A 3,355-nucleotide genomic window follows, 5' to 3' on the forward strand; every position below is an offset into this window, starting at 1 on the left:
AAGGCGCCACAGACGGTCCATCAAGGATCATCTCGCGCGGAAACGGGAAGGTGAAGCACGGGTTTTGCGATGGAAGCACGCTGGCCGCGGTCGGACAGCCCGCCCGTTCGTGCCTCAAGAAGATGCTTATCGCGTCGAACTGGGCCGTCAGCTAAGGGCGCTTTGTGTCAATCGCCAGAACTCTGCAGGGTGGTCCGCTTCGCCCGTCAGGCGCGCCCCAGACGCACTGACTGCTCGAATCGGCCAGTCGAGGGCGTGGCGGTGCAGCTTCGCCGGACCTGCCGCCGCCATATCGTGTAGACAGGGTCCGTCTTGCGGGAAGAAGCGTCATCAATCCCGAGCCTGACGAACCCGCGCAACATGAGGTGATGCCCCATCTGGACCATGCGGGCGCAACCTCCCGGGGATTGCGGCCTTGTCTGTCTTGTCGGAGGCCGCGCAAGCAGCAGGTGCTGGACCGCATCCGGCGCCCTGAAGGACTGGGCCGAAGCAGCCCATCGCGACGATCGTCAGTACGTCATCGCCGCAGCATTCAGAAGGCCCACCGAGAGACTGACCGCCGCAAGATGCATTGCGGCGGCGGTCTGACCTTGTTCGATCCGGGTCACGATATCGCGGTGGAAGAGCCGAAAGACCAGGAAGCAGAGGATCTGCAGGACGCCCGCCACCACGCTCCAGACCAGGACATCGAGCAGGTTGATGGAGTTCTGGACCGCCGAGGCGATCGGCAGCACGAAGCCGATCATGGCACCGCCATAGGAAATGGACGCGGCGGGGTTGTTGGCGCGGATCAGCGCGTGCTCGTCATGGGGCGTCACCATCGCGTAGATCTTCATGAAGGCCATAAACAGGCCGATGGCGATCCCCATGTAAAGAAGGAAGGAAGGGAGACCCGAGAGGGAGGCGAGGAGGGCATTGTCCATGTTCGGCAGTCCTTATGCAGCGATACCGCAAGCATAGAGCATCGGCCTTCCAGGCAGAACCTCGTCTTTCATCGATCCGCCGAAAGGCCCTGCGCCGGGGTTATCGTGTCCGGTATCCGGGCGCTGTCAGAGGCGACGAATGGCACACCCGGTAGAGAAGAAAGCCATGCAAGCACCTGCGAGCCGGCGTCAGACTGCTGGATGGCGATCAAAGATGATCGTCTGATTGATGACCTGAATAGCCTGGACGACAAAATCCAAGACGATAGCAGCACCAAACAATGCAAGAACCGAATGCGGAAGGAGAGCGATCAGGCCCCATGACCCGAGCAGCAAGGTGAGCGCTGGTCCGGTTGTCCATTGACCCAATCCGCCAGGCGACGGGCACCCGTAGCAGCGATGGCCCCCGCGATTCCAAACAGGCCAAACAGGCCGACCTGCATGTGTGAGTAAAAGAGCGGTGGGGAACTCAGGGGCAAGACAGCGCGGTCCAGAAGGTGCTGAATGCTCCGAAAATCAGGAATGCCAGCATGCCTCGGGTCATCAGAACCCGGTCTTGCCAGAACAGCGCGGAAATCGAACGCAGGGCCTCTGCCTAACTGTCCCGACTGTCCGGAAAGGATTGGGTGGATGGTATGCGCAGCAGTATAATCGGCATGGCAAAAGCAAGAACAGCAGCCGTGAGATAGACGGATCCCCAGCCCCGAACTCTGTAAGCAAACCAGCGACAAAGCGGGCAGCAAGGATGCCGGTCACGATGCCGCTCGTCACGAGGCCCACGGCTCGTCCGCGCTCTGACGCTCTGGCCAGAGTCGCCGTGAATGAAACCAATACCTGCACAGTGTCGGCCACTAACCCGACTGCGGCCATGCTGACGAGAAGGATCGCCGTGCTTTGCGCGGTCGCCAGCGCGACCAGCGCGATCGCTGACAGCATGCCCAACCTCGGCGCCTCCATAAGCCAATCGTTCCACCACTCGTACGTTGGCGCACTCAGATGGCGTAAAGTGCTTGCAATTATAAGAGTTAAGACTAATTTGTATGCAAATGTGCTGTTCAGATATTTGCGCTGCATCCAAAGAAGTGCTGTTCAATTCTTAAAAGAATTCGGGATAGAAGAGATGCTGAATATCTTTCTGAAGGCACTTCATATCCTTCGACGCGAGGGCGTTTCAGGGGTTACCAGCCGTATCAAGTATTGTCATGACGCGGCGCTGCTTCGTGAAGGGCCCCGACAGTCCGGCAAAAAATTCAAGGTGGCGGGCGTCGGAACTTTGACAGCCCAGCTTGCGGGAGAATTGAAACGGCGCAATCTTCTGGCTTCGTCGGACTGCCCTGAGGCGCGGCATGTGTTGGTCAATCCCCTGCCGTCTGACCTCCAGCGCCGTGACATTGCGGCCCTTGTGCTGGATTCGGCTTATCTTTCGCATTGCGAGCCGGAGACGGTCTTGCTTTTGAAGGAGCAGTTCAGCGCCTGTCCGTCGGTGGTCGTAACAACTGAAAAAACCCTCAATCAGGCGGTGGATTTTGGTGCGGCCATTGCCAAAATCATGCTGGTCCCCTGCCTCGGCAACAGGGGCGCCGTCCGGCTTGCCATTGGGCGCTGGCTTGTCTTTATCGGCGCCATCGCCCCCGAAGAATATCTGACCGACGTGCTGGCCATGGGCGAGCCGATCGCCAGCCGCAGCCGGGTCTGCATCAGTTTGCCCGAACATATTCATCGCCGTGAGGGCTTTCTGGATAACGGCCAGCCCGATTGCAAGATGTTCGATGGCATCCGGCTGCTGCCCGGTTGGAAGGGCGCGGCCTGGAGCTATAAGACCGTTGCCACCAAAGCGCTGCAATCGGGCGCAAGGCGCCTGACGATCTGCGAGGATGACGCCCTGTTCGGGCCCGATTTTCCCGCTTACTTCAATGCGATCAATCGCTATCTGGACCGCGTTGACTGGGATGTCTTCAATGGCGTGATGACGCGCGTCGCGGGTCGCCCGGAAATCCTGAAGACGCGCAGGCTTGGCGAAAGCCACATGATCCATACGCCGCATATGATGGGCATGGTCTTTAACGTCTATAACCGCTCGGCGCTGGAATGGATTGCGGACTGGAATCCCGATGCGGGTGGGGCCGATACCAATACGGTCGACGAATGGTTGAACGGGATGCCCGGGCTGAAAGTCGTGTCGTCCCTGCCCTTCCTGGCCAGCCACCGCGACGATGTTCATTCGACGATCTTCGGATTCAAGAACACGCGTTATACGGGGATCATCAGTGCAACCGAGCGCGAGATGATGGCGATGGTCGGAATGTCCTAGGGTCAGGATGCATTGATTTCCGTTTCGCGGCGTGATTCACGGCCCAGAAACGGAGCGGTGACATGAGCGACCTTTTCTGGCTGACTGCCGCGCAGATGGCACGCATGGCCCCCTTTTTTCC

The 3,355-nt window shown here is 59.3% G+C and carries 2 protein-coding genes; one reads left to right on the forward strand and one right to left on the reverse strand.

From position 1 onward, the window contains the following. Window positions 1-509 precede the first annotated feature (509 nt). On the reverse strand, window positions 510-923 hold the full coding sequence (locus tag EG885_RS22070) for a DUF350 domain-containing protein (protein WP_131578971.1): 414 nt from the start codon (window positions 921-923) through the stop codon (window positions 510-512). A gap of 745 nt (window positions 924-1,668) precedes the next feature. Between EG885_RS22070 and EG885_RS22075 the strand changes: the two genes are divergently transcribed. Next, on the forward strand, window positions 1,669-3,234 hold the full coding sequence (locus tag EG885_RS22075) for a glycosyltransferase family 25 protein (protein WP_131578975.1): 1,566 nt from the start codon (window positions 1,669-1,671) through the stop codon (window positions 3,232-3,234). Window positions 3,235-3,355: the final 121 nt, after the last annotated feature.

The organism is Paracoccus nototheniae (assembly GCF_004335005.1).
In the GTDB taxonomy this organism is placed as follows: Bacteria; Pseudomonadota; Alphaproteobacteria; order Rhodobacterales; family Rhodobacteraceae; genus Paracoccus; species Paracoccus nototheniae.